The 24,252-nt window shown below is 54.5% G+C and carries 9 protein-coding genes; 1 reads left to right on the forward strand and 8 read right to left on the reverse strand.

Annotation, left to right across the window (positions count from 1 at the left end):
- Positions 1–118: 118 nt before the first annotated feature.
- The 6 genes from Q1K76_RS09995 to Q1K76_RS10020 all read right to left on the reverse strand — a co-directional run bounded on the left by Q1K76_RS09995 (position 119) and on the right by Q1K76_RS10020 (position 19,671).
- On the reverse strand, positions 119–13,846 hold the full coding sequence (locus tag Q1K76_RS09995) for a choice-of-anchor Q domain-containing protein (protein ID WP_300132999.1): 13,728 nt from the start codon (positions 13,844–13,846) through the stop codon (positions 119–121).
- Positions 13,847–13,872: 26 nt separating this feature from the next.
- Positions 13,873–14,847: a hypothetical protein gene (locus Q1K76_RS10000; protein ID WP_300133002.1), complete on the reverse strand. Its 975-nt coding sequence runs from the start codon at positions 14,845–14,847 to the stop codon at positions 13,873–13,875.
- Between the two features lie 63 nt (positions 14,848–14,910).
- A complete protein-coding gene (locus tag Q1K76_RS10005; RefSeq protein WP_300133005.1) occupies positions 14,911–15,873 on the reverse strand; it encodes a FimB/Mfa2 family fimbrial subunit in 963 nt (320 codons plus the stop codon).
- Positions 15,874–15,980: 107 nt separating this feature from the next.
- Positions 15,981–17,723: a hypothetical protein gene (locus tag Q1K76_RS10010; RefSeq protein WP_300133007.1), complete on the reverse strand. Its 1,743-nt coding sequence runs from the start codon at positions 17,721–17,723 to the stop codon at positions 15,981–15,983.
- Between the two features lie 31 nt (positions 17,724–17,754).
- A complete protein-coding gene (locus Q1K76_RS10015; protein ID WP_300133010.1) occupies positions 17,755–19,083 on the reverse strand; it encodes a DUF3868 domain-containing protein in 1,329 nt (442 codons plus the stop codon).
- A 6-nt stretch (positions 19,084–19,089) separates the two neighbouring features.
- Positions 19,090–19,671: a DUF3575 domain-containing protein gene (locus Q1K76_RS10020; protein ID WP_300133014.1), complete on the reverse strand. Its 582-nt coding sequence runs from the start codon at positions 19,669–19,671 to the stop codon at positions 19,090–19,092.
- A gap of 618 nt (positions 19,672–20,289) precedes the next feature.
- Here Q1K76_RS10020 and Q1K76_RS10025 point away from each other — a divergent pair.
- Entirely contained in the window at positions 20,290–22,023 is a 1,734-nt protein-coding gene (locus Q1K76_RS10025) for a DNA/RNA non-specific endonuclease (RefSeq protein WP_300133017.1), read from the forward strand.
- Positions 22,024–22,220: 197 nt separating this feature from the next.
- On the opposite strand, the gene pgeF is transcribed toward Q1K76_RS10025, so the two are convergent.
- Together pgeF and obgE are read right to left on the reverse strand one after the other, a co-directional pair.
- Positions 22,221–23,033 (reverse strand): peptidoglycan editing factor PgeF, encoded by an 813-nt coding sequence (gene pgeF, locus Q1K76_RS10030; RefSeq protein WP_300133020.1) that lies wholly within the window; start codon positions 23,031–23,033, stop codon positions 22,221–22,223.
- Positions 23,033–24,169, reverse strand: a complete 1,137-nt coding sequence (obgE, locus tag Q1K76_RS10035) for a GTPase ObgE (RefSeq protein ID WP_087408788.1) — start codon at positions 24,167–24,169, stop codon at positions 23,033–23,035. Before obgE ends, pgeF begins: the two co-directional genes overlap by 1 nt.
- Positions 24,170–24,252 lie beyond the last annotated feature (83 nt).

The following is a 24,252-nucleotide window of genomic DNA, read 5'->3' on the forward strand; positions in this document are numbered from 1 at the left end:
TTCGAATTTAATCCTATTTATAAACAGGCATAAAGAAACGAAAGGCGTGGAAGTCGATTCCACGCCTTTCGTTTCTTATCGTTTTTCAGCCGGTTAAGGGTGTAATAGACCCATCGGTCTATTTCACCACCACTTTCCCCTTAACCGGATTTTTCTGTCCAATCCGTATCACATAAACACCCGACTCGATTTCAAACTCGTCGGTTGCACCGGCGGCCTGACGTACCACTTGCTGACGGCCCAACGTATCGTAGACACGTATCGTCTCACCGCCTTGGAGGTTCACCACACGCAACCGCCGCTTTTCGGGCGAATAGAAGCTGGGCGAAAGCATCTCGTCATCCAGCTTGCCGAAGGTGAGTGTGAAGCGCCCGGTCTCTTCGGCCTTATCGTCGACGGTAAAGCTATACGAAGCCCTCTTCAGGTCGACCTTGGAGCCGATGACGTGATCGGTCAGGATTACCTGCTCGTAACGGTCGAGGTCCGAGTCGTCGGTCAAAGCTATCTCGTAGACGCCGGCCTCGCCGGTATAAACTCCCAGCGGAGTCTCGCCCTCGACATCGGCCGTCTGGGTGTGGGCAAACCGCACCCCGTCGGCATTGTAGACGTAAATCTGGGGTACCCGCAGGTCGAAGCTCATCATCTTCAACGCATCGTTGCTCATGTCGAAGTCCATAGGCTCATCGTCTATCACATCGGCTACAAGCGATACACAGTCGCTGCCGGCCGCCGGGTTGTTGCCCGATATGCTCAGCCGGAGGCCGTGCGGTGCCGGCGAGGTAGTCAGCGGAATGGCGGGTTTGTCCAAGGTCAGTTCTTCCGACTCGAGCAGAGTTGCCGTCTGGGTGAAGAGAGCCGAGAAGGGAGCTATCGTGTTGCCCTCCCACGAGTTCAAGGCGACGAAGCTGCGGGCTGCCGAATCATACGAGTAGAGAATGTGGTCGATGCTCATCTGCTCGCTGGTGTAGGAGCAGAGATACGGAATACCGAAGAGGTTCCAGCCCATGTTCTCCTTATAGGTAAACTGAGGACGCCCGTTCACCACATTCTTCAGATTGTATTGCCGCAAGAGCAGACTCTTCGCTCCACTGGCCGTCTCTTCATAAACAGGCAGAGCCGATGAAGACTTGGTGAAGCGCACGGTCACCGCATCGGTTGCCACAGGGATAGCCATGAGGTAACCCACGTTGGCGCCTATCTGACTATTTTCGAAGGTCCAGTATTTGCTGTTTTGAGGAGCTACGGCACTATACAAATCCTCGGCCCGTTTGGCTCCGTCGTATTGGTAGAGATACAACTGTTGTCCACCATTGTCGTTCACCGCGTCGGATGCCTGTATGGCCTCGACGGGATTGCCGTCGATAGTAACGCCGTTTTGCAACGACCCTCCACCGACTGCCAACGAGAAGGGCAGGCTCACCATATCCCACGAGGCGGTCGAGGCATCGATGAGCGGATTCAGGTCGCGCTCGATAGCCAGATTGTAGAGCGATACGGCATGATTGCCGGCCCGCAATCCGGCCGAATGACGCAACAGCAGGAAGGAGGGCGAGAAGGTGCGTGTAAAGGCCGAAGTCATGCGCAGCTCGCCAGACTTGCCCACATAGACCACGCTACCGGCCCGCGGATAATCGGTATCGTTCAGGTTGACAACCAGGTTGTCGGCCGTATTCCAGGTTTCGAAGCAACCATAGTCGGGACGTCTCTGCCCGTCGGCACTCAAGGCCTTGTGACCGAGCATGCGCTTATTGCCCAGTGCATCGCAATCGGTCGAGAGGTTGATAATATCGACATAGCTGTCGACATCCCTGATTTTAGGAACCGTATAGCCGTCGATAACCGTCGTACCGTTCGCTCCCGGCACTTGCAACGCACCTATGCTGAAGAGCGGAGTATCGTCCCGGTCGGAGAGCTGGTAAAGCAGATGCGACTCATTGGGCAGATAGGTTCCCACATAGTGCGGTGTATAGGGAGCGCCTGCGACCATCGTAGCGGTACCGTCGATCGAGTTGATGACCCGACCCGGGCCCACAATCTGGTCGACTTCGCCTACAGCCGTCACATGCACGGCAGCTCCATGTTCGCCCAACTCGACGGCATGTGAGGCCACCTCGTTGTCGTGCAACAGCACATTGTAGAGCAATCCGTCGCTCTCGACGGCCACCCCGTCGGGGTTCACATTGTCGTAGATGACACTGTTGGTTATGGCAAACGAGTCGGCAGCAATCACGGCAGGACTGTTCTTGCCCCCCTTGATATGGAAACCATTCAGCTCGGCCCAGTTCTCGACAATCGTTCCGGCCAGGCGGTCGTTGTCCGAGCGGACTACCGGCACACCCTCGGCCTCAACCGAGAGGACACTGTTGGGAGCATTCTCCTCGAGCAGACCCTGCCGTTGGGTTATCGAGGTCTCGTTGGTACCTCTGAAACCGCCATAGACCTTCACATTGGCCATCCATTGCAAGGTAGTGGGCAACACATAGTCGCCACCGGCCACCCACACGGTACCGTAGGTTCCGCTCTCTTCGGGGTCGCCCGAGTAGTAGGCCGAGTAGACAGCCTCCTGCAAGTCGCCCATGGCATCGTCCCAGCTCGAGCCCAATCCGTAACCGTTGGGCTTTACATAGAGGTTAGGATAGAACAACCGCTGGTACTCATAGGCCCCGATGTCGATACTGTTACCGGCAATACGACGACTGCCGCTGGCATCGACAAACATCACGCGGGCCAACGAATCGCCGGCAGCTACCGGCTCCTCGACCGAACCGAAAGGATAGTAGGCAAAGAGGTCGGTATACCAGCGGTCGTTCTCCTCCTTGTCATAGGTCTCGCCCGCCATGTACCGGAAACCGGTATTGATGAGCTTACGTCCCGGACGTATACCATATTTCTTGTTCAGCGGTTCCGACTCGTCGGGAGCCTCGAAACGAGGACCATACGACATGTTTTCGTTGTCGGAACTCAAGGTCTTGTTCAGATTGGCAGCCTTGTCGCCCAGCACGACGCGAGCCGAGGGATTCCAATAAGCATAGACGGCATTGGGGACTTCGGCACTCTCGTCGTCGATTTGTATCGCATTGCTGTAAAGCGTAGTATTGTCGACGTCTATCTGGTGGGTCAAGTCGCTGGCCGACGGGGTCTGACCGGCATAGTTGCGCCAGAAGATATTGTTATAGACCTGCAACGGGTCGGCGGCCGAGGCTCCGCGGGCATAGAGGCCACCCCGGGTATTATCGGCAATGGTGTTGCTGATGATGTTTCCCGAACCGTTCATGGCGATACCCCAGGCGTCGTTGGTATGGAACACCGAGTTGTAGATGTAGCCTTTGTTCAGGTATACGGCCGCCCCCTGCTCGCCGGCTGCCCGGTTGGAGACAAACATGCTGTTGCGAATCGTCGTATTCGTGTTACCCGCATAAATGGCGGCACCGGTCGCCCCCTCGCCCGTAGCATCGGAGGCATTCCCCTCGAGGAAGGTGATACCTTCTATATATATGGGGGCCTGTTCGCCATTCTCGCCGGCAGTATCCATCGACTTGTCGATATACATGAGGTGCTTCGAGTCGTCGCGATTGCCCCGGATATAGGTCGGGTACAGAACCGGATCGCGCAGGTTGTCCATGGTCACGTCGGTACCGGTGATGTTGTCGGGATAGCCACCCCGGAAGGTCAGACTCTTGGTCATGTTGCCGAGGTTCTCGACATAGGGTTTCGAAACCACAAACGAATAGCCACCCGCTTCGTCCTTCAAGTAAGGCACATATTCGCCCGAAGCAATCTTGATATACTTGTCTTTCTGGTTGGGACTGAGCAACAGCACCTGTATGGCTTGGTAGATGTTCGAGGTAGCCTGTTCCCACGACACACCGTTGTTCTCCTTGTCCGATACGGTCTCGGTACTCTTCACATACAGGATGTTACCACCGAAGGGTGTGAGCGATACCGACTCGTACTCATAGGCTCCGATATCGATGATACCCTCTTTCCACTCCTTCACGTCGATCATGTCCACGCCATCCTGTTTAATAATGTGGTAAGTGTCGGGCTCTTTGGTGATACGCCACTTGCCGTTGAGGGTATCGGGTACATTCTCGCGCCCCCACTGGTTTTGTGCGGCATAATAGCCCTTACCCGAACCGTCGAGCACCACGGGATCGGTGGTGATGGTCGAGCTCTGTACCGAACCGTCGGGGTTCATCACGATGGTCGTATTCAGTTTGCGAGTACCGCCATTGGTACCGCGGTTGACGAGCGTCGAGAGCGAAGGCAGCGAGAAGTCGGCCATGGCAAAATAGTTTTCGGCACCGGCATAGTCGCTGGGGAATCCGAAGCGCGGTCCCATCACCGCAGCGTTGGCCCGGTCGAGGAATACATCGAAACTGCCTGCCGACTCATCGACGTCGGCGGCCGAGGTCACAATCTCCCAGTTATTGGTATTGATGCACTCGGCATCGTCGTTCCCCCAAATAACGGTATTGGTGAGTTTGTTGCCGGTAGCCGAGGCTGCATAGACGGTGCAACCCGAGGTAGCACTGCCCGAACCGCTACCCTCGCAGGCATTGCGCACGATGGTGTTGTTGACCAGTTGCGACTCGGTGCCCGTCTCGGCATAATAGCCCGAGCCTACGGATGCCGTATTGTTATATATCACGGTATTGACAATCTGCGAACGGCCACCCTCGCGCAGATAGATGGCTCCGCCCGATTTGCCGGGAGCCGAGTTACCGCCCAGAATAGAGCCGTAGATCTCGATGTCGCTGGCATACACGGCACCACCGCCGAAGCTCGACTCGTTGAGCAGCAACTGGCAGTTGCGCAGGGTGATGGGCGACAAGGCACACAAGGCACCGCCGCCGTGGTCGGCACACAAGGAGTTACCCTTGATCAGTTTCAAACCGTCGAGAAGCACCCGTTCGCTGGCATCGGCATCGTTGTAATAGGCCACATGAGCCGTACCGGTACCACCGCCTACATCACCCGAGAGAATCGTCTCGTTGGAGTATTCGAAGTCTTCGAGCAAACCGTTTCCGTTCCAGTCCTGGCGAGGCCGTTCACTGGTAAAGGATTCACCGGCGTAGTATTGGTCGGTGAGCGAGAAGCTCTCGGTCTTGTCTTCGGTTACAATATAGATATATTTATTTAGGGAAGTCTGTCCCCCTGGATCTGTATTATTGACACTTATATTACTGATAGTTACATTATAAGCAGCTTGCCCTCCATAATAGGGTGCTACGGTAACAGCAGAAAGCATATCTCCACTGGTAAGAGGAGTACCTGAATCGTCAGAGACCGCAGTCCCGTCGACATAAAGCTGTCCCGAATGTAAATCAGCAGTCAGATTATAATTTCGGCCCGTATTTATTCCCGAGGGAACCGTAAACGTAAGACTCTTTCTCAACCCGTCAACAGCATAAAGCTGCAACTGCATTTGCGAAGTACGGGACCCGACATTCAAAGACGAGAAGCGAACTGTCGCGTGCAGATACCGGGAAGCATCGTTGTACTTATCATACTCCACAGCCTGCGGGAAACGGAAGTAAGCCCCCAACTGGGTATTATAATAAACATAATATCCATCATACCAACCCGTACTCTGCCAGTAACGAGTATTATTTAACTCAATACCATTACTGCCTGAAGTTTTAATCGAGGCCCTATCGGGATTAGGACAATTCTGCATTCCATACTCACCGCCCGTATTGCCAACGGCAGCGATGTTAGAGATATAACCGCTATATGTATTACCTTGGCCGGCCTGCGAGAGATTATTCATCGAAACCAATACGACAGAAGTCGGCTCAATCGGGATTGCAATCGCATCATCAGCTGCCACTATCTCGGTAGCCGTTGTCGTAGCCGATTTACGATTGTCGATAGTAGCGCTGTACAGAGTCGTTCCGGCAGACAGCCCTGCGACTTGAATATTCTCAATGACAGGAGCCGTCTCCCGGTCGGTATTCCCGATAGCCAGATAACGCAAATCATACACATACTCGGTAGTCGAATCGGTCGAGATAGCCGGCAAAGTAAATTCACTGAAAAGACTCTCACCATTGACCGAAACTTTCAGAGACGAAACCGAAGTCTCGTCGGTAATAAAGTGGAGGAACCACGAAGCGGGTTCGTTGGCCAAAGCCTTTACATCGGGATGGAAGGTAATAGTACCGTCATCACCCAGCGTATAGCTGCAATTGTCCTTGTTCCAAGTACCGGTAGCGTCTATCCGGTTCGACGGGTCGGACTTGAACTGTTCGATCCAGCTCTCGTAATAGGGCAAATTGCTGCCTCTAAAACCACCGTAAATCGAGGTGTGGTGGTTGAGCACAAACGAAGCACCCGTGTTGTCGGCCTTAAGAGTCTTCTTGGGATTGAAAGTACCCTTCGATACCCAGATTTCGCACTTGCGATTGGCAGCCTGGGGATCGTTGACGAAGTTGGCATCGTTGGCAAAGTAGTCGAGAGCCTGTTGAATATCGCCCAGCGCATTGCGCCAACTGTGACCGGTAGCCAAGCCCTGTGCCGTTTGCGACACATACAGGCGATAGACTCCCTGCCCACCCTGTTCGGCATCGGTCTCGCCGGAAGGCTCGATAATCAGAGGCCCGCTGTAGGTCAATGCACCCACGTCGAAATAGTCGCGCAGAACAGAGCCGCCGGCTTCGTAGTAGCGGTCGGTACCCAGCAGGTCGAGCTGCGAAATGTGCAATGCCTCCATCAGGGCGGCATCGGGTTGCTCTACCTGAAGACCCGAACGAATGAGCGACGAAATACGTTTCAGCGTATAGTCATGATTGTCGGGGTCGATAAAGCCCGGCGTATTCAGACCCACGATAGTCGAGGTGTTTGTGTTGAGGCTCGTCAAGGCCATATTGCCATAACCGATTACCTTGAGCCCCTCGACGGCACAGTGGCTGAAGATATAGCTCTGATACTTCACTCCGGCAAAGGTAGTATCGACCTCTTGCGACATGTTTCCGTAGATGTTCTTACCGTTGCCCGAATCGTTCATCCAGAATACCGAGTTGAGGATGATGGGCTTGTCGGCCACCGATATACCGCCACCTACTCCATTGCTCGTCGAGGTGTTTCCCACTACGGTACAGTTCACCACCATCGAGTTGTCGTCGGCATAGATACCGCCGCCATTGGCACTCTCGTTGGCGTAAATCACCGAACCGGTGACGCGTCCGCCCGGAACCAGATAGACGCCGCCACCCTTGTCGGATGCGGCACAATCATAGACAATACAGTTCTGCAACAAGCCGTTGGCCGTCACCTTGGCACCACCGCCCGACTGCCATTCGACATCGGAGGGGTGATTGGCGTTACCATTGACTATATACACACCGTCGAGCGTGGCAATCTCGGGGTTGGGGTCGTCGTAATAGGTTGCCCCTTCGGCTGGTACCGAGGCATTGTCGCTGTGCTGCTTCATACCGAAGGTAACCACACGGTAGACATTCTCTTCGGACGAGCTGCCCACCATACCGCTGAATACGGTCCGGTTCAACTGAATGTTGCGGTCCTCGAGGGTCTCGTTATCGTCGACTCCGGCAAAACCGCCATAAACCTCGATACCGGCCGGGATGATAAAGGTAGTCGTACGCGGCTGGTCGGTCAGCACGGCATCGGTGGGATAATAGGTTCCACCGGCAATATGTACCTGTATGCGGGAGATACTGCGATATTTACCCGAGGCATAGGTCTCTTTGTTGTGAATGATGTATCCTGCCCAGTTGAGCGCCTTTTGCAGCTTGGCCTCACAGGCGGAGTTGGCCCACGACGAACCGTCTACCGTACCGTTGGCCGCCTTGGTCACATAAATCACACCTACCTGCTCGCCGTCGATGGTCTTGATGGCGGGCATGATGGGCTCGCTCTGGTCTATCTCGTAGGCACCGATATCGATCGAACAGTCTTTGAAACGGTCGGTATAGTCCATATCGGTCTCGGGCAACGTAATCCCCTCGGGGTTGTTGTTACCCGCATTGATACAGGGCGATGTGCCTTGCAGGCGATAGTTGGCATTCTCCTTGTTGGTCGGCGTACGGTCGACAAACTGGGGATCGGCATTGATAAGCCCCTCGACCGTGAGATTACCGTTATCTATATAACCTCCCGAAGCAGGAACACAACAACGGCTCAAGGTCATGGTACAATTGGCGGCTTTATAAATCTGGTAACTCGTTTGATTGCTTGCTCCCGTATTGTGATAGACTATCGTATTGTAGATTTTCATCTCACTGGCACCGCCCCCATTTTCCAAGAACCAGTTACCACCATAAATGGCTCCCACCGAACCCGAGTTGTCGGACACCGTATTGTTGTAGAAACTGCCGACTTCGAGATAAACGGCCGAACCCCATGCGGTTCCCGTGTTGGCCACATTGCCTACAAACACACAGTTATAGGCCGTGCCGGCACGCATATAGATGGCACCACCGTAATTCTCGCAATACTGGGGGCCCAACTTGTTGCTGAAGAACGAACAGTTGGAGAAGACACCATCGTTACAGAAAGCGGCGCCACCACGTCCTTGCACGGCATTAGGGTTGTCAGCGGGACCCGCTCCCGTCGAATTAGGTACATAATTGATATTGTTGCGAATCACACAGTTCTCGAGACGTCCGTTCTTGCGCAGGGCCACACCGGCACCACCATCCTTACCGTGGTTGATGCGGGTACGTCCGTTCTGTATGGTAAAGCCGTCCCAAATAGTCTCTATGACAAAGGGGTTGAGCGGACGATTGGCCAACTCGGTACTCGACAAATAGCTGAAATTGCCTTGTTTCGTACGTTCATAATAGGGGAAAGGTTGCGTCAATACCCGACGGGTCTTATTGGCAGCCACATACCCAGAATTCAACTCATAAGAGTTTTGTTCACTGAATCCGCAAATAGGCCCGTAGAGCGAATGGTTCTCGCCGGTGGCATCGACCTGAGTCGCCTCGGCGGTAGTCATGGTTTGAATGACGGTCGTATATACCCGGGGGTTACGCTCCTCCTTACCGGGTGTACCGGTACCGGGGAATCCGCCATATACCTGCACGGCATCGCGCATGAAGAATCCGCGACGGCTGGTATATTCGCCCTCGGCTACCCACACATCGACCAGAGCCGTAGTATCGACCTCGGGAATATTGATAGACGTTTGACCCTGACTAGACCACCACGTCAACTCGTAATAGCTCAAGGGCTTATAGGCAATACTGCCGTCGGCCTCCTTTTTCAACGAAGCCTTGTAAGCCATGTTCACCGCATATTGCAAACCGGTAATGTAGTCGGTAGCGTCGTTGCTGTTATACTCGATCTGGTCGTAAGGCAGACCGTCGTCGAAGCCGTACCAGGCGTTACCGTTGATGGCGTTGGACCACGACGAACCGTCGCCCGTACCAAAGTAGGTCGTCTGGGGGTTCGAAGCCGTACCGGCCGGACCGCTGCGTACATAGACTACCGACCCGATGGGGTTCAGACAGGTGGCCTCGTAGGCACCTATATCGGGAGCACCACCCACTACGTAGTGGTGACCGGTGATATCGGCATCGAGCAACAGGTCGGGATCGCCCACCACGCTTTCGTCGCCGGCAATTACCAACGGCGATTCGCAATTGGGCTCAAACCGCGCAGGACCACCCAGCGGAGTATCGTAGCCGCTGGCTACCGCACCTACGCTACGGGTAGGGTTGACAAAGGCGGGATACATGGGGTCGCCCGGCACAATGCTCAACTGCAGGTTGTCGCTCCAGAGGGCCCACCCCTCGGGGGCGTATTGTATGGCATTGTTTCGGATGTCCATACTCGTGGCCATTCCCGTAATTTGCAAATCGGTAGCAGCAATCGTACCGGTCGAGGTATTGCCCCACAGCACCGAGTTGTAGAGCATCAACTGCCCGTCGGCGGCACAGATGCCCGGGGCGTTGTTGTGAATGACGGTACAGTGGTTCAACCGGGCATCGTTCTTGAGCACTACGGCCGCATTCAAGGGGTCGCTGCTCAATCCGGTATTGGTATTGTTATTTACTACCGTGTTGGTCATCACCAGTTTTTTCGTGGCACCCAGCATAGTGACGCCGGCACCATTGGTAGCGATATTGTTCTCAATCATACAGTTACGCACATACAGCGTACCGTTTTCGTGGAGGATTCCACCTCCCGACTTGATGACCGAGGATCCGTCGGCAGCATTGCCGTTGACAATGTGAAAACCGTCGATGACAGCCGTACCTTCGTCCGACATGGTCACCACGTGATACAGATTGCCTCCGGCCAGGGTACCGTCGAATACGGTGCGGTAGTCGACCGGGTTGCGCATGGGTTCGGCATCGCCGCCTCCGGCGGGAACAAAGGTCTCACCCTCGGTCGTCGACCCCTCGGTGCCAATAAGTTTGGAGTTAAAGCCGCCATACAGCGAGACTCCGCCCCGCAAGATTACCGACGAAGTGCGACGGTCGCTGCCCACAGCCCGCCATACGGGGTGGATAACACCCTCTTTGACCCACACTTCGCGAGGAGCTCCGGGATACTCGGTAGCAGGGAGCGAGGCCAGATACTCAAGAGCCTGGTTCCCCGAAATCATGGGCGAATCCCAAGAGGCTCCCGACAAATCGCGGTCGGTGGCAGGGTCGACAAAGATAACCAGCTTCTCCACGCCATTATCCTCAATCACACTATATTGTATCGTCGGCCGATCCGAGGTGAACGCACCCAGTATACGCGGCTCGACATAGGCCTTGCTCAAAATATCGGTAGCCGGCACATAAAACTGCATGTGTATCGGGGTATATCGCACATAGGGGGCATCGGACGAAGTTCCGCCCTTCCGGTGCAAGGCCGACTGTTCCGACGGTACCCACCACTGCACGTCGTAAATAGTGTGCAGCACACCGTCGAGAGTTTGGGTGCCGGCTACATCGTCGGCAGTAGTCTGATAGACTCCGGCCGCACCGTTGACCACATCTACCCCATCGACTACGGGGTTGGAAAAGTCGGGATAATTGGAATTGAACTCTGCAGTCGACGAAGTACCCTTCGCATTCTGGTCGGCCAGAGCATATGTATTCTGAGTCACGGTATTGACCCCCCAGATGGTATTGGAGAGGTTTTGCAACGCCGTGTTATAAATTTGTATCGAAGCCGGAGCCGAAGCGGTAGCCAGACGGCCGTTTTTGCCGAAGAACTGGCGCGAGTGCTCGATAGTGGCATTGCCCCACAAAACCGTATTGTAGACGATGCCAAACCCGTCGACAACCATACCGCCCGAATTTCCTTCCTGGTCGGATGCTACGGCCACACAGTAGTTTTTCACCACCGTCGACGAAGAGATGCCGCCCACCCGGTCGAAGTAGATAGCACCGGCATCGGAGGCGGCCGTGTTGTTCGAGACAAGCACGTCGCTCAATACCCCCCGATACATGTTCTCTTGCATCTCGTCATAGTCGGGGTTGTTGTATTCGGCCTCATCGACATAGATACCGGCACCCACACGGGCCGTATTGTTGGTAACCATCGTGCGGAATACCGTACCGTCGCCCAACAGGTACACACCGCCGCCGAAGCCGTTGCGCACCTGTACACCCGGCGAAGCGTTGCGCATGACCAGGCTGTTGGTCAGCATACCGCCGTTGTTCATCATCACACCGCCGCCTCGGGTAAGTGCATAGTTCTGGTAGATAATACAGTTCGATACGACACCTTTCTCGACAAGGTAGACGCCGGCGCCCATACGGGTCGACTCGCCCCGTTCGCCATAGTCGGCACAACCGCCGGTAATCACCACACCGTCGAGTGTGGTCTCTACGGTAAGCGGTTTAGCTGCCACAGGTTCGTATTGGGTCGTGCGTTCGTAGAAGCCTTCCGAGGCAAACCACACCACGTGGTAGGAGTTGCGCCCGTAGTACGACTCCCAGCGCTGGCTGCCGGCATTCCACCGCCAGCCCTTCTGGGCATCGTCGTTGTGGTCGACATCGCCGCTGAAGATCGTACGGTTCGCAAAGGCCCACTGCGCATCGGGTTGATTGGGGTCGCGCGGACGGGTCGTGCTGTTGTTGATACCCTCGTCGCCGGTCTCGCCGCGGAAACCGCCGTAGACCGAGATACCGCTGCGCATCACAAACGAGCGGTGCCGCTCGGTATTCCCTTTCGTACCCGTCTCGTCGGTAAAGGCCGTAGTGGGGTAATAGGTACCGCCGGCTACCCACACCTCGCCGATGACATTGCGGGCATACAACTGGTCGATGGCCATCTGCACATCTTGCAGCGCCAAACGCCACGAACTGCCGTCGCGCACCTCGCCCGGCGAAAGTTCGGGTTCGTCGGGCCGAAGTTGACGCACATACAGAATGTTACTGCCCGCTACCGGCTGGTATTGATAGGCTCCGATGTCGAGCGACTGGCTTACGACACGCGGATTGCCGGCAATATCGAACGATACGTCGGTCCCGTAGTAGATATTCAGCGTCGTCATCCATGAGCTCTCGGCATTGGAAAGGTGTGCCGAGTTGTGTTGCAACAGGAACGACGGAGCCAAATCGGCATAGGCCGGGGGTTGTATCACACCCACCTGTGCCGTAGGATTCACAAAGTTGGGAGTCGAACCTACCAAATCGTTATAAGGAGCCAACGAGATATTATCGCTGCCGGCCTCCTCGTCCCAGTTCACAATGGCACAGTTCGACACATTATCGGTCAAGGCCTCGAAACCGCTCAACCCGGCATGGTTCACCGGGTCGATATTCCAAACAGAGGTATTGGACACGGTAATCGACGTGCCCGGTACATCGGCATCGTCGGGGCGACCGATTCCGTACAACTGGTTGTTGGCAATGGTATTGTTGACAATCGACGTAGCGTCGTAGACACAGATACCACCACCGTTGTTATTGTAAATCAAGTTGTTGAATATCACACCCGTCTCGGAGTAGATACCACCGCCATAGCCGTAGCCATAGCGGTTGAGAGCCGAGTTGGAAACCAACACCGAACCGTACACGAAACAGCGCTGGGCATCGGCTCCGCGATTTTTCCGGATATAGATGGCTCCACCCCGCGTGGCAAAGTTGTAGTGGAGCAGACAGCGTTCTACCCCGCAACCCGTACCGCCCAGTAGCACACCGCCACCATAACCGGCTTCGCCGGTACCCGTGGCCGAACCGCCGGTAATGGTAATGCCGTCGAGAGTCACGTCGACACTCGAGGGGTCGAAGGTCACGACCGTATTGAGGTTGTCGGCACGTGTCGTATTTTGCGACGGGTCGAGCGAAGCCACCGTGGTGTCATCGCCCAGGTTGTCGTTGCCCAGGCGGTCGCCCGAGAATATGGTCTGGTAGGCAAAAGCCCACGGCTCCTGCCGGTTACCCGAGTAAACATTGCCATACACCCGCTCGTCGAGACTGTTCTCACCGGCATAAATCAGGGTGCCCAAATCGTCGAACACCTGCCCGCGGAAACCGCCGTAAACCACAACCTGGTTCCCTTTCAGCACAAACGAGGCACTGCGCTCGTCGCCCGGGAGTTGGGGCTCGGTGGGCACATAAGTACCGGCGGCCACCCAAATCTGCAACGTAGAGTTGATGTTGTTCCACGTGTCGGTCGACCCGAGTATCATCTGCAAGTCGGAACCCTTGGCCGCATTGGCCCACGACGAACCGTCGAACGTACCGGCCCCCTGGGGCGATACGTAGATACGCCGCACGTTATAGGCCGGCCTTGCCGGATTGATTGTTGTCTGGGCATAGGCCGTCGCCCCGTCGAGCAACAATACCAACAACGACACCACACCGGCCCACTGCCCGATGCAACGTGTTGCGGCAGAAACTCGAGCCGCAAATTTTTTGAGTCTTATAGTCATTCCGTTCCACATATCATCATACCGTTTTATATCGATGCGGTCCATCGATAATTATACTCTGTTTGCGAAAAGCCTACCACATTGAAGCGCAGCAGATAGTAAGGCGCCACAGCCAGGTCGGCAGGCGTATCTATATGCACGTTGTAAACCGTTTTCTGCTCGTAGCCATCGGTATAGGCACTCCGCACGGTCAACTCGATGTCGAGCACCCCGCTGTCGTACAGATAGCTGTCGAATCGGCCGTTTATCCAGGCGGCTTGCCCCGGACCGCCATTCCCCGTGAGGGCTACCGTATGCGAGGGGTCGGGCGTGTTGGCATGCACGTCGAAAAAGAATCCGACCCGAGGTACATTCTTCAGCAACAACGAGGTCACCTGGGCCGAAACACAGTCGCCATGCGGCTTCAGGCCCTCTTGCCGGGCATTGTAGTTGGTAATGGCCGTACCTATGTTGTACATAATATCGACCTTCGAGGCCACCAGTCCGGCCTCAATCAAGCCCGAATGCTCCTCCTTGGTAATCTCTACATCGAGCAACTGGCCGGCAAACAGGTCGCGCGACGGCGTGGCTATCGTATTGAGTGCCAGCACCTCGTCGACCGTCGAGAGGTTTTGCCACTCGTCGTGCCGCCCGGCATTGACAATGGCATAGAACGAGGCCATGCACTCGGGTACCACGATTCCCTGAAAAACATAATAGTCGGTACTCTCGGGCACCTCGATATAGAAGTGCTCCATATAGGGGGTACCCTCTTTGAGAGGCCTCACATACATGAACAGGTGGATGTTCTTGATCGAGCCCGGCATATCGGGCGATGTACCCGGGTCGCCCGGCAGGTCTACCGACCTCGTCGCATTTGAACCCGTGTATATACTCAAGATCATACTCGACGTTTTCTGCGGCGTGGGCACTACCTCGGGCAGCATCGAGCTCTCTCGATGGCAGCCTGCCAACAGCCCGACAAGCGACAAAAGCATTACTATCGTATATTTCCGTTTCAAGGCAAATCTCGTTTTGAAGCATTCAAAAAAATTAAGGTTCTACTCTCGTTAAGGTGTAATCCATCACATATCCACATCGATATTGCCACCCGGTTTCCAATCGATGGTTACCGATACGGTAGCCTGCAGGTTGTGGCCGATGTCTATGCTGCCGTCGTCGCGTACCACGCCATATATATCGAGGCTTTGGCCGGCTTTCAACGGCTCCGACAGATGGATTGTATTTCGTGTTATCTTATCGTCTATATTTACGTATACATCGGTATTCCAAATGGAATTTTCGTCCGATTCACTCCGTTCCCACGACTCCGTCCGGCTGCCCGGCTCATCTTTCGACGGGAACGACATCGCTTCGAAAAGCGCAAGTCCTTTTTCATCTTTCCCCGTTTCATCCATCAGCACGACCACGGGACGATCGTACTCATACACACTGTCTTGGCACAGAAATCCGGAGGCTGTCCGGTTGATATAGCCAACTACCTGTTTTACCGGTATGACAGGGTTGGTTCCATAGCTAAGGTGTAACCTGGTTTGTGAGAAGCAAGGTCTCAATACGACCTCGACATATTGGTTGCGGTCGACAATCGTAAACTGTTTTCTCCCCACGTAAAGTTCCGATCCATGCGACGATACCGTATCGGCTGCCGACTCATAGGCCAGCTTGTAGCTGCCCGGCTCGACCGTGAGGTCCGAGGCCACGACACTGCTGCCACCCGCAATATTGGCAATGGCAAAATGGTGGTAATCGTCCATCGGCAAGGATATGGAATAGACATTGTCCGACGGCATATTTTCCCGCTCGACATGACGGTGATAAGCGAGCGACTGTCCCCCGTCGTAAAAGTGCATGTTCAGGTTGTCCATACTGCCCTTGAAAGTCTGGGGCAGAGCATCCTGCTCTATCTTGTATCTGACGGTGAAATTGTTACAATCGGACATATTGTCGTCGATGCAACTGCTCGACAACAGCAACAGGGCCGCCGATAGACCGCCAATCATCCAATGTTGCAAATCACCTGTTCTCATCTTTTATCTTTTTTGAGAGAATATCTCCGGCGGGCCGGGACCAGAGCCTGGCCCGCCGGAGATGAAAAAAATTTTTATGGGGTTATTTATTTGTATGCTTCAAGCGATTATTCGCCCAGTGTTACATCGATAACAATACCTTGTTTCCACTCAACATCTACGGCCAGAGCCAATTCCAGACGCGGGTTGATCAGGTCGGGAACCGTGTTGTAGGCTTTTGCCAGCGAGCTGATGGTCAGATTTACCGTCGTGTTGTAGTCTTGTTGGAGCACACGGGTTACATCGGCAACATTGCTATTGTAAACCAGTTTACCAACCAGATAGAACGTACCATCCTCGGGAACTACGTTGCCGTTGAGGCCGTAGAATTGAGGACCGTCGTTGTAAATCTCGAGAGCGATGTTGGGTGTATGACCCAGGTCGTCCTGAGAACCACTGGTGCAGTCGGCCGTTTCGGGCAACAAGCAGTACATGAACGGAGTGATTCCATCGTAGTTGGGTGCAGTGGCTGAAGTCAACTCATAGTCGGCTTGGTCCAGACGGGTATCGTAAACCACTTTCGAATAGTTGTCGCCGTCCGAGGGGTGCATCTCCCAGTCGAGCTGATCGGGCAGACCACCGACCAAAATACCTTTCACGATGAAGTTGTGGTTGGCCAAGGTTACATGTGTTTGCTGACCACCTACGGTACCGGCAGGAATCGTAGCGCCATCGGCTGTTCTGATAGCGGCTTTTACATCGAGACGAGCTACACCGTAGTTGATGGTTTTGTTCAGGGCAATCTGAGTCGTGCTGGGCGAGATAACTTCGCGATTACCAGGGAGAACGCCATTTGCCCACTGAGTAAATGCAGGCACATCCGAGTAAGCTACGGGATATGCGTTAGCCCAATAGTAGAGCGATGCCGGATAGCTGTATGCCGTTGAAGAAGCAGCAGCTACGATACCCGAACCGCCGGGGCCGTTCTCGTCGAACTTGATGATACCGTTCTCCAGTTTGTAAGCACCTTTCGGCAGGTTGGCCGGGAAATTATCATAGGCCTCTTTAGCCAACTCAGTAGCCATGTTGTCAATCGAGTTCTTCACATCGCTGGCACCAGCAATCAAGCTGATGGGAGCAGTACCCAACTGATTCTGCAGGAATTGCAAGGTCACCCTCAAATTCGTGATGGCACCGCTGTTAAACTGATAATATTGATCGAGCAACGCCTCTGCATTATCTTTATCTGTACCTTCAGACAGACCTTCAGACCAGCTAACCAACGGTGAGGTTACATTGGTATTCCAGGCGTCAATCAGGGCGGCAGCCGTCGAGTAAGAGCCACCCGTATAGGTGCCCTCTACGATATTTTCGAGCGTAAAGGCGATGTCGGCCGGCGACAAGGCAGTAACCGATACATCGGGAGTCATGTTCAGCACACCGTTATAGTCGGAAGCGTGGTTAGCCTCGCCGTAGAACAGGAAGGCTACATCGCCGGCAGGGATAGCTACGTCGGGGAAAGTCTGTACGAAGTTGTCGGTATTCGTTCCAATCGTCGAACCCGTCAACTGGGTAAGACCGGCCAACACCGAATTTTCGGCTACATAACCTTCGGCTGTCAGGTTGAAGAAAGGCATCAAGCGCAGGTTCTTCATTCCCTGGAATTTCTTATTGAGCTGAACATCGACACCCGTTGCCCGAGAAACAGGGGTAGGAATAGCGAACGAAAAGCTCGTTTTCACTGCGTCGCGATCGCCCACGGGAGTAGTCCCGCTGGGAACCACCTCGTCGTTGGTACAAGACGACATTACCATGGCAGCAGCAAACATCACCGCGCCTGCTTTTGCCCATTTTGCTTTCATTGTTTTCATGCTTTTAACTGTTTTGTGTTAAAGGAATTGATTAATCGTTTTCTATATTTCTCATGTTTTGAATAGCCATTTTGTCCCCAAATTCTGCGGCTTGTTTGAATAAGGTGAGAGCATGATCTTTGTCCCCGTTACGATAGTAGGCCGTAGCCAGTGTGTTCAAACTGCGTTTGTCGTCCTGTATCGGTTGCAGCAAGGCAATAGCCCCCTCATAATCTTCACGTTCGATCAGTTGTTGAGCCTGATTGATTTTAATCGCATTCGAGTCGGGTACCGAAGTATAGTATACCCGCATGTATCCCGAGTTACGTTGCTCGGTAAATACCGACTTCAACATCTCGGCAAAGGGTTTTCCACCCTCGAGATGACGCAACAGCCACTCCCGCCGATTGGGGTCGGGGGTGTTGTCGATGATGTCGAGCATCCGCTCCTTGCAGTCGAACGAACTGGCCTCGACCATGTCGCGCAATTCGCCCCAGGCCTCGCCGCCATTGGCTACCTCGTAGAGGCTGTCGGGCAACTGCATATAACGGTTCACATACTCTTTCAACACCTGGGCACGGGCACCGGCCAACCGTTCGTTGCGGAGGGTAGGACCCTCGGGCGAGGCAAAACCTACAATCAATATCTTGCCTACATCCGACCGGTCGTCGGCATAGATCTGTTTCAGTATGTCTACAATCTTGTCGAGAGTTTCGCCATTGTCTCTATAATCCCGGCGCAAGTCCGACTTGTCGAGGGGGAAGAATACCTTCAAGGCTCCCTTTTCACGCCATACCTGCATGGCCTCGGAGTAAGGCTCGTAGGCCGTCATCGGGAAGAGCACCTTCTCGACCTCGGCCAACCGCTCGGCCACACTGGGAATGAGCGGCACCGGCTTCACCTGCGGCTGATACGGAGGAGCTACCGCAACCTCACGACACAGCGCAATGCCCGGCAGCGGCGACACCCGGCAACATCCCTCGCACTCACGCGCCAGACTCAACTCGACGGGAGTCTCGCTCATCCACGACTCGTAGGGCAACACCACGGCATATCTCACCTCGCCGCCGTTGACCGTCTGGTAAGGAACCGGTTCATACGTTTTACCGGTCAACACCTCTTCGCGACGGCGCAACTTCTGCTTGCGCTTGCCTACGATTTCGATTTCGTCGAGAGCTACCGAGTCCGACTGGTTCTTGAGAACCGGGGTTATGCGCTGTACATAATCCGACCCTACGGTGCGGTCGGGAACCGTCATCGTGAAATCGACATATACACTATCGCCCGAGCGGTGTATCGACGCATGGTCGATCTTCACCTCGGCTCCGGCAAAAAAGAGGGTACAAACGAATACCGACAGAAATATAATATATCTTTTCATGGCTTTTTACTTCAGGATATAAATTATAGAAATAGCAGCTTCGGTCGGTGCCAGATAGCCTTTGTGACCGTCGCCTATCTTGTTTCCGCACGTGCGGCATTCGTAATAATCGAACGTATTATACTTGTATCCGATTCCTACACTTCCCTCAATGCTCCACCGTGGACTCAAAATCCACTGGTAGCCATACGAGAGACCGGCTCCGTAGGTATTACCCTGATAGCGATACTTCTTTACATCGGGAAATGCTCCAAACAAAAAGGGAACCTGCCCGGCGTTAAAGTGCGTATAGAGCAGATGCAACCCGAAAAAGTGTCCATTAAAGGTTTGACACAGCCAATAGCGCACTTCAGGCTGTACCCGTATGTGTTTCCATTTCCGGTTATCTTTAAAGGTAAACGGATTATAATAAATATGTGTATTCAGTGACCAACGATCGGCCAGCCCCACCTCTACACCCAGTGTAGGAGTTGCTGTCAGCCAAGCCAGTGCATTACTTTTGACCGCAACCTTTTGAGCCGAGGAAAACAGGCTAACCGACATAACTATAATCGTTATGACGAGATTTATTTTTATACCTCTTTTCATGGTAAATGAAATATGAGTCTTTTGGTTTTTAATTAAAATTCTAGTCCCCCTATTTTTACTATGTTTTACCTATTGTTTTTTACATATCAGTCCCACATAAATTAACAATTTAATAAAATAGAACTAATTTATTATACTGCATCTCTATTTCTTAGTAGAAACACGGCGTAAAGTTATTATAAATTAGTTTTTATTACAAAAATAAATACGCAAAAAGTTTTAGTTTAACATAAAACCTTAATATTATCTTTTATGTTTCTTTCACTAAAATAAGCCCAAAGCCCCCATCAATAAAGGGTTAAACCACATCTAAATTTATATACGATTTATACGTTCGTTTAAAACAACCTATCGGGAAAAAACAGTTGATTCGAACAATCACCACCCGTTCCTATCCAATACCCTCTCTCCCTCCAGGGGGATAGAGGTATTGGATATTTTTAGCGGGTTAACAGGCTGCTCCACAACCTTTATCAATGGATCTAAATCGAATCTGACCCCAGTAGAACCTCTTCATGATACACATTTTGACGCATTGACGCCAAAATTTGACGCATTGCCCGCTCGCTTGAGAGCACCTCGACTACTTTTGTAAATAATGTGACAAATTCAACAGAGATGAAAAAGGTATTTTTCTACCCGCTATGCCTGCTTCTCACGCTCTGCGCCTGTGAAGAGGAAAAGCAACAGGAACCCGAAATGCCCGGAACCCCTCCCGATGAGATTATCCTCACCGTATCGCCCGAACAACTGACTTTCGACGAGAACGATGCGTCGAAAAACGTCGTCTCTGTCAGCACCAACACCTCGTGGCGGGCAACCGTGGCGAATGCCGCCCTGAAGATAGATCGAAGCGAGGGGACAAGCGGCGAGTGGTCAATACGCATCTCCGACGCTCCGGTCGGCGAGAGTTGCAAGCTCACCGTATCGACCGTACCCCGGAGCGACAACGAGAAAGCAGTCGTGCGCGAGGTGACCGTCACACGCGAAGCGGCGGTCGTTATCCCCGAACGCACTGTTATCTATAACAACGATTTCGACCGGGAGGTGGCGCAAAAGAATACCTACTGGCCCTACCTCGACCAGTTCGACGGCTGGAAAAATGCCTCGGGCACCGGCCAGGGCAGCGAGACCTACGACCAGATGAGCGTATCGGTGCGGAGCGACTGGACCTCGGACTACGCCCCGTCGGCCGACTACAAGCCTTACGCTTCAGGAAAAAACAACCTCTACTTCAACAAGAGCGGCAGTTTCGTCGCCATCAACGGCATACGGGTGGGCGAAGAACGCGACTTCGTGTTGCAATTCGGCAGTTCCGAGAACAAACTATTCGACTACACCGACCTGCGGGTCGAGGTAGGTAACGGCTCGACGTGGATTGCTCTCGACTATACCCGGCCGCTGACCAACAACTGGGAGCTCACTACCTGCGAGTTTTCGGTCGAGGGACTCACCGATGGCACCCTCGGTATCCGGTTCAGCACCACCGACGGGGCCAACATGATGCGCATCGACGACGTGCGGCTGACCGACGGCGACCCGTCGGGCCAGGTCATCGCCTTTGACAATGCCGTCTATCCCCCGGCCGAACTGCCGGTCTACGGCACCAACGACGAGGTGGTGACACACTACGGACTCATCGACGGCCAACGGGTGCGCAACTACACCCTGCTCTTCGACCGCGACAAACATGCCGCCCTGTGGGTAGCCTATCCCCTGCACGCCTGTTACCGGGGCGGCAGCGGACGTACTGACGCCTGGGCAGCCGACCCCTTGATTGAGGAGAGTTTCCAGGCACTGCTCTACGGCAATCCCTACTGCTACTACGACGGCTACTCGCGCGGCCACCAGATACCCTCGGGCGACCGCACCGTGAACGACGAGCTGAACGGCCAGACCTTCTACGCCTCGAACATGACCCCGCAAAACAGCGACTTCAACAGCGGCGTGTGGGAATCGCTCGAGAGTAAAATCCGCAACAACATCTGCAACGATACCCTCTATGTGGTGACGGGCTGCTACTTCGGCAACGGATACACCACGACCTACGACGGCAGCTACGGCAGCAGCCGCGACCCCAACGCCAAACTGTGCGCCGTGCCTACCCACTACTTCAAGGTAATCCTGCGTACCCGCTCGGGCAATACGGGGAAAGCCATAGGCCAGTGCGACGCCGGCGAACTGAAAGCCATCGGCTTCTGGCTCGAGCATCGTAGCGACTATCCCACCGCCTTCAGTACCGACTGTTGCAAATCGGTAGAGTATATCGAGCAACAGACGGGATTCACCTTCTTCCCCACGGTCGACGCCGCGGTGAAACAACAATGCACACCCTCAGAGTGGGCTCTCTAACCTATCCCCACTGAGACAGACAATACTAAAAAAGGGGAAACGCCGACCGCCAGACGACTGATGTGCGGTCGATTATAAAAGACTGTAACCCGACGACTCGATCGAGGGTTCAGTCTTTTTATTTCGGTACAGACAGATGCCCCCGAACCATCGGAGGTGGTCCGGGAGATGTCAAAAGAGATGCAACGGAGAGCTGCTTACCCCTCCTGCCGAAAATACAATCCGGTGAGAAAACGGCCGGAGCGCACACCCAGTGCCCGAGCCGAGAAAAATTCGTCGCTGTGTAACCGGGTACAGATACCGGCTACCTCGATGTGAGAGAGCTCCACCCCGCAGGCCTCCAGCTCCTCGACGGCTGCCGCCCACAGGTCGATGTGCGACCGGCGCGACGGATAGCGCCGCACCACAGCCCGCTCGTCGAATCCGGCCGAGAGGAAAGCCTCGACCACCTCGTCGCCCACCTCGAAACTGTCGGGACCTATCGACGGCCCCACCGCTGCATACAAGCGGGCGGGCCGGGTATCGTAACGGGCTTGCATCGACTCGACCGTAGCGCGGATGATGTGGGCCGCCATGCCCCGCCACCCCGCATGCACGGCGGCACAAGCCCGGTGGTCGGGGTCGTAGAGCAGCACCGGCACACAATCGGCCGTAGAGACGGCCACAGCTATTCCGGTGCGGTCGGTCATCACCGCATCGACACCCTCGAGCATCTGTCGCCTATCGCCGTCAGGGCTGTCCTGCCAGTCGCGGGAAACCGCAGCCACCTCCACCCCATGCACCTGATGGGGAGCAGCCAGGCAGTCGAACCCCAAGGCATCGTGCAACCGCCGCCGGTTGGCAGCCACCCGCTCGGGGGCATCGTCGGTATATTCGCCCAGATTATCGGTCGAGAAAGAATCGTCCGTCACAACGCCCCCTCGGGTAGTGACAAAGGTGACGACACCCGGCAGTGCATCGAAAAGCGGGAAAGAGTACCAGCGGAAAGTATCGGTCGTGTGCAGAATCATCACCACTCCTCTTCGTCGAAGTTATCGCCGTCGACCAGGTCGTCGGCCTCATCGTCGAGCCCGGCGCTCGTATCGAAATTGTCCTCCTCGGCTACCCGGTGACGGGCATCGAGGTTGCGGTGCGTCAAGGTCATCACCCGGTTGGACTCGTCGTTGAGCTGATTCCACAAGAGATCTTTCAATTCGGTAATGCCCAGCCCCGTCACCGACGAAATAAATACGGTAGGGATGTCGGGCAAATCCTCTTTCAGGGCCTCGAGCAACTCGTCGTCGAGCATGTCGCACTTGGTCACGGCCAGCACCCGCTGCTTGTCCTGCAAATCGGGGTTAAAGGCGGTGAGCTCGCGCAGCAGGATTTCGTACTCGCCCCGAATGCTGTCGGCATCGGCCGGCACCATAAAGAGCAACACGGCATTGCGCTCGACGTGGCGGAGGAAACGCAACCCCAGACCCTTGCCCTCGCTGGCCCCCTCGATGATACCTGGAATATCGGCCATCACAAACGAGCGGTTGTCGCGATACGAGACAATGCCCAGATTGGGTTCGAGGGTGGTAAAGGGATAGTCGGCAATCTTGGGACGGGCTGCCGATATGGTAGAGAGCAGGGTCGATTTGCCCGCATTGGGGAATCCCACCAGACCCACATCGGCCAGCAGTTTCAGCTCCAGAATCACGGTGCGCTCGATAGCCGGCTCACCGGGCTGGGCATAACGCGGAGTCTGGTTGGTGGCCGACTTGAAATGCCAGTTGCCCAAGCCTCCCCGGCCCCCTTTGAGAAGCACCAGCTCCTCGCCGTCCTGGGTTACCTCGCACAGGAACTCGCCCGTGTCGGCATCGAATACCGCCGTACCGCAGGGCACCTCGATGGTCTTGTCCTCACCATCCTTGCCGAAACTGCGGTTGGCCCCGCCGGGCGAACCATTGCCGGCAAAGACGTGACGCGAATATTTCAGGTGCAGCAGAGTCCACAAATTGCGGTTGGCCCGCAAATAAATATTACCGCCCCGGCCGCCGTCGCCGCCGTCGGGACCGCCTTTGGGCACATACTTGGCCCGGTACAGGTGCATGGCTCCGGCGCCACCCTTGCCCGAGCGACAAAGTATCTTCACATAATCTACAAAATTCGACTCTGCCATATTCTTCTCTTATTTTTATTATCCGCTGCAAAGATAGTGAAAGGCGAGAGCAGTGGCAAATGAAAACTTTGTTTTCAAATTTG

Source organism: uncultured Barnesiella sp. (assembly GCF_946496565.1).
In the GTDB taxonomy this organism is placed as follows: domain Bacteria; phylum Bacteroidota; class Bacteroidia; order Bacteroidales; family Barnesiellaceae; genus Barnesiella; species Barnesiella merdigallinarum.